The following is a 5,493-nucleotide window of genomic DNA, read 5'->3' as shown; positions in this document are numbered from 1 at the left end:
GTATCAGAAAGCCTCACACAGTATTAGAGGAAGGTTTATCTGTCGAAAGACGGATTGATCATCGTCAGTACGTTGAGTGAGCGACCGGTTTCTGACGAAACCGAAAACAGTAACAGGTTTGAACTGAAGAGTTTGATCCTGGCTCAGATTGAACGCTGGCGGCATGCCTTACACATGCAAGTCGAACGGCAGCACGGACTTCGGTCTGGTGGCGAGTGGCGAACGGGTGAGTAATACATCGGAACGTGTCCTGGAGTGGGGGATAGCCCGGCGAAAGCCGGATTAATACCGCATACGCTCTGTGGAGGAAAGCGGGGGATCTTTCGGGACCTCGCGCTCAAGGGGCGGCCGATGGCAGATTAGGTAGTTGGTGGGGTAAAGGCCTACCAAGCCGACGATCTGTAGCTGGTCTGAGAGGACGACCAGCCACACTGGGACTGAGACACGGCCCAGACTCCTACGGGAGGCAGCAGTGGGGAATTTTGGACAATGGGCGCAAGCCTGATCCAGCAATGCCGCGTGTGTGAAGAAGGCCTTCGGGTTGTAAAGCACTTTTGTCCGGAAAGAAAACCTCGTGGCTAATATCCATGAGGGATGACGGTACCGGAAGAATAAGCACCGGCTAACTACGTGCCAGCAGCCGCGGTAATACGTAGGGTGCGAGCGTTAATCGGAATTACTGGGCGTAAAGCGTGCGCAGGCGGTGCTGTAAGACCGATGTGAAATCCCCGGGCTTAACCTGGGAACTGCATTGGTGACTGCAGCGCTGGAGTATGGCAGAGGGGGGTGGAATTCCACGTGTAGCAGTGAAATGCGTAGAGATGTGGAGGAACACCGATGGCGAAGGCAGCCCCCTGGGCCAATACTGACGCTCATGCACGAAAGCGTGGGGAGCAAACAGGATTAGATACCCTGGTAGTCCACGCCCTAAACGATGTCAACTGGTTGTCGGGCCTTCATTGGCTTGGTAACGTAGCTAACGCGTGAAGTTGACCGCCTGGGGAGTACGGTCGCAAGATTAAAACTCAAAGGAATTGACGGGGACCCGCACAAGCGGTGGATGATGTGGATTAATTCGATGCAACGCGAAAAACCTTACCTACCCTTGACATGGATGGAATCCTGCTGAGAGGCGGGAGTGCCCGAAAGGGAGCCATCACACAGGTGCTGCATGGCTGTCGTCAGCTCGTGTCGTGAGATGTTGGGTTAAGTCCCGCAACGAGCGCAACCCTTGTCCCTAGTTGCTACGCAAGAGCACTCCAGGGAGACTGCCGGTGACAAACCGGAGGAAGGTGGGGATGACGTCAAGTCCTCATGGCCCTTATGGGTAGGGCTTCACACGTCATACAATGGTCGGAACAGAGGGTTGCCAAGCCGCGAGGTGGAGCCAATCCCAGAAAACCGATCGTAGTCCGGATCGCACTCTGCAACTCGAGTGCGTGAAGCTGGAATCGCTAGTAATCGCGGATCAGCATGCCGCGGTGAATACGTTCCCGGGTCTTGTACACACCGCCCGTCACACCATGGGAGTGGGTTTTACCAGAAGTGGCTAGTCTAACCGCAAGGAGGACGGTCACCACGGTAGGATTCATGACTGGGGTGAAGTCGTAACAAGGTAGCCGTATCGGAAGGTGCGGCTGGATCACCTCCTTTCCAGAGCTATGCATTCAGTGCATTCAAGTGCTCACGCTTATCGGCTGTGGTTTAGAGAAGCAACGCAGACAGACTCAGGGGTCTGTAGCTCAGTCGGTTAGAGCACCGTCTTGATAAGGCGGGGGTCGATGGTTCGAATCCATCCAGACCCACCACTGTCTTGTCTGGTGAGCTGGTCGGGTGAGCCCTCTGGAGTGTGTGCTGTATGACTGGGGGATTAGCTCAGCTGGGAGAGCACCTGCTTTGCAAGCAGGGGGTCGTCGGTTCGATCCCGTCATCCTCCACCAATCCTCAATGCGCAGGGTTCTGCACACATGCAGAGCGTTGCGCATTGGCGATTGAGCCAGTCAGCGCGATGTGAGGCAACTCATGATCGGCTGTCGTTCTTTAACAATCAGGAAGAAGTAGTAAAGAGATTCACGAAAGCGGACCTGGAGATGGGTGCGTGAGTAGGTGAATCAGGGTTGTGATTGTATCGATGTATTTTATAAGTGATCGAGAGATCGCTTTGGAATACGGCGCAACACGAATACTCAACCTGTAGCGCGTGCGTCTGAACTGAGACACACCCGTTATAGGGTCAAGCGAACAAGTGCATGTGGTGGATGCCTTGGCGATCACAGGCGATGAAGGACGCGGTAGCCTGCGAAAAGCTCCGGGGAGCTGGCAAACAAGCTTTGATCCGGAGATGTCCGAATGGGGAAACCCACTCCTAATGGAGTATCCGTAGCTGAATCCATAGGCTGCGTGAAGCGAACGCGGTGAACTGAAACATCTAAGTAACCGCAGGAAAAGAAATCAACCGAGATTCCCAAAGTAGTGGCGAGCGAAATGGGATCAGCCTGTACTCTTTATTTGCAGTGTTAGCCGAACGCTCTGGAAAGTGCGGCCATAGCGGGTGATAGCCCCGTAGGCGAAAACATTGTGAAAGAACTGGGTGTACGACAAGTAGGGCGGGACACGTGAAATCCTGTCTGAAGATGGGGGGACCATCCTCCAAGGCTAAATACTCGTGATCGACCGATAGTGAACCAGTACCGTGAGGGAAAGGCGAAAAGAACCCCGGGAGGGGAGTGAAACAGATCCTGAAACCGCATGCATACAAACAGTCGGAGCCTCGCAAGGGGTGACGGCGTACCTTTTGTATAATGGGTCAGCGACTTACATTCAGTGGCGAGCTTAACCGATTAGGGCAGGCGTAGCGAAAGCGAGTCCGAACAGGGCGTCCAGTCGCTGGGTGTAGACCCGAAACCAGGTGATCTATCCATGGCCAGGTTGAAGGCACGGTAACACGTGCTGGAGGACCGAACCCACTAACGTTGAAAAGTTAGGGGATGAGCTGTGGATAGGGGTGAAAGGCTAAACAAACCTGGAAATAGCTGGTTCTCTCCGAAAACTATTTAGGTAGTGCCTCGTGTATCACCTTCGGGGGTAGAGCACTGTCATGGTTGTGGGGTCCATTGCGGATTACTTCGCCATAGCAAACTCCGAATACCGAAGAGTGCAATCACGGGAGACAGACATCGGGTGCTAACGTCCGGTGTCAAGAGGGAAACAACCCAGACCGCCAGCTAAGGTCCCCAAATATGGCTAAGTGGGAAACGAAGTGGGAAGGCTAAAACAGTCAGGAGGTTGGCTTAGAAGCAGCCACCCTTTAAAGAAAGCGTAATAGCTCACTGATCGAGTCGTCCTGCGCGGAAGATGTAACGGGGCTAAGCCATATACCGAAGCTGCGGATGCACATTTATGTGCATGGTAGGAGAGCGTTCCGTAAGCCTGCGAAGGTGCACTGGAAAGTGTGCTGGAGGTATCGGAAGTGCGAATGCTGACATGAGTAGCGATAAAGGGGGTGAAAGGCCCCCTCGCCGTAAGCCCAAGGTTTCCTACGCAACGTTCATCGGCGTAGGGTGAGTCGGCCCCTAAGGCGAGGCAGAAATGCGTAGCTGATGGGAAGCAGATTAATATTTCTGCACCATTGTGAAATGCGATGGGGGGACGGATCGCGGAAGGTTGTCCGGGTGTTGGAAGTCCCGGTCGCTGCATTGGAGAGGGTGCCCTGGCAAATCCGGGCACAGGACTCAAGGGTGTGGCGCGAGCTTCTTCGGAAGCGAAGCAACTGGAAGGGGTTCCAGGAAAAGCCTCTAAGCTTCAGTTTCACAGTGACCGTACCGCAAACCGACACAGGTGGGCGAGATGAGTATTCTAAGGCGCTTGAGAGAACTCGGGAGAAGGAACTCGGCAAATTGGTACCGTAACTTCGGGATAAGGTACGCCCCGGTAGCTTGACTGGCCTGCGCCAGAAGGGTGAAGGGGTTGCAATAAACTGGTGGCTGCGACTGTTTAATAAAAACACAGCACTCTGCAAACACGAAAGTGGACGTATAGGGTGTGACGCCTGCCCGGTGCCGGAAGATTAAATGATGGGGTGCAAGCTCCTGATTGAAGTCCCGGTAAACGGCGGCCGTAACTATAACGGTCCTAAGGTAGCGAAATTCCTTGTCGGGTAAGTTCCGACCTGCACGAATGGCGTAACGATGGCCACACTGTCTCCTCCCGAGACTCAGCGAAGTTGAAGTGTTTGTGATGATGCAATCTCCCCGCGGCTAGACGGAAAGACCCCATGAACCTTTACTGTAGCTTTGCATTGGACTTTGAACCGGTCTGTGTAGGATAGGTGGGAGGCTATGAAGCGTGGACGCCAGTCTGCGTGGAGCCGTCCTTGAAATACCACCCTGATCTGTTTGAGGTTCTAACCTTGGTCCGTGATCCGGATCGGGGACAGTGCATGGTAGGCAGTTTGACTGGGGCGGTCTCCTCCCAAAGTGTAACGGAGGAGTACGAAGGTACGCTAGGTACGGTCGGAAATCGTGCTGATAGTGCAATGGCATAAGCGTGCTTGACTGTGAGACTGACAAGTCGAACAGGTGCGAAAGCAGGTCATAGTGATCCGGTGGTTCTGTATGGAAGGGCCATCGCTCAACGGATAAAAGGTACTCTGGGGATAACAGGCTGATACCGCCCAAGAGTTCATATCGACGGCGGTGTTTGGCACCTCGATGTCGGCTCATCTCATCCTGGGGCTGTAGCCGGTCCCAAGGGTATGGCTGTTCGCCATTTAAAGAGGTACGTGAGCTGGGTTTAAAACGTCGTGAGACAGTTTGGTCCCTATCTGCCGTGGGCGCTGGATATTTGAAGGGGGCTGCTCCTAGTACGAGAGGACCGGAGTGGACGAACCTCTGGTGTACCGGTTGTCACGCCAGTGGCATCGCCGGGTAGCTATGTTCGGAAGAGATAACCGCTGAAAGCATCTAAGCGGGAAACTCGCCTTAAGATGAGATATCCCCGGGGCTTCGAGCCCCTTGAAGGGTCGTTCAAGACCAGGACGTTGATAGGTCAGGTGTGCACGTACAGTAATGTACTGAGCTAACTGATACTAATTGCCCGTAAGGCTTGATCCTATAACAGGTGTGTTTCGACATGAGTTAGCGCTTTAGCGCTTGCGACTGTCCGATCCCCGAAAGGGATGCGCTGGAACTCCCGCAGGAGTCACCAGCCCACACGGTTGAGAGATCAGCGTTGCGCCAGAAACAACACAACCCACACACGAATCCTTTACGCTTCTTCCCGATTGGCTGTGGCGCCAGGTTGACCCCAACCTGACAGCGACGCAGCAACCCGTCATGCCTGATGACCATAGCGAGTCGGTCCCACCCCTTCCCATCCCGAACAGGACCGTGAAACGACTCCACGCCGATGATAGTGCGGATTGCCCGTGTGAAAGTAGGTAATCGTCAGGCTCCCCCACAAGCCAGAAACCCCACCCCCAGCGGTGGGGTTTTT

General features: G+C 54.3%; 2 tRNA genes and 3 rRNA genes. All 5 read left to right on the top strand.

The window, feature by feature from the left end:
* Positions 1-120 precede the first annotated feature (120 nt).
* The 5 genes from ACLFKU_RS42310 to rrf all read left to right on the top strand — a co-directional run bounded on the left by ACLFKU_RS42310 (position 121) and on the right by rrf (position 5,450).
* Positions 121-1,653: ribosomal RNA gene (locus ACLFKU_RS42310) — 16S ribosomal RNA — on the top strand.
* Positions 1,654-1,731: 78 nt separating this feature from the next.
* A tRNA-Ile gene (locus ACLFKU_RS42305) sits at positions 1,732-1,808 on the top strand.
* A gap of 56 nt (positions 1,809-1,864) precedes the next feature.
* A tRNA-Ala gene (locus ACLFKU_RS42300) sits at positions 1,865-1,940 on the top strand.
* Positions 1,941-2,231: 291 nt separating this feature from the next.
* Positions 2,232-5,111 (top strand): 23S ribosomal RNA (locus ACLFKU_RS42295).
* Positions 5,112-5,336: 225 nt separating this feature from the next.
* Positions 5,337-5,450: ribosomal RNA gene (rrf, locus tag ACLFKU_RS42290) — 5S ribosomal RNA — on the top strand.
* The 16S, 23S and 5S rRNA genes sit together here with 2 tRNA genes alongside, the layout of an rRNA operon.
* Positions 5,451-5,493: the final 43 nt, after the last annotated feature.

Source organism: Paraburkholderia sp. EG304, from assembly GCF_046543485.1.
Lineage (GTDB): Bacteria > Pseudomonadota > Gammaproteobacteria > Burkholderiales > Burkholderiaceae > Paraburkholderia > Paraburkholderia youngii.
The sequence above is the reverse complement of the archived record's forward strand: the minus strand, read 5'-3'. Positions and strand labels throughout refer to the sequence as shown.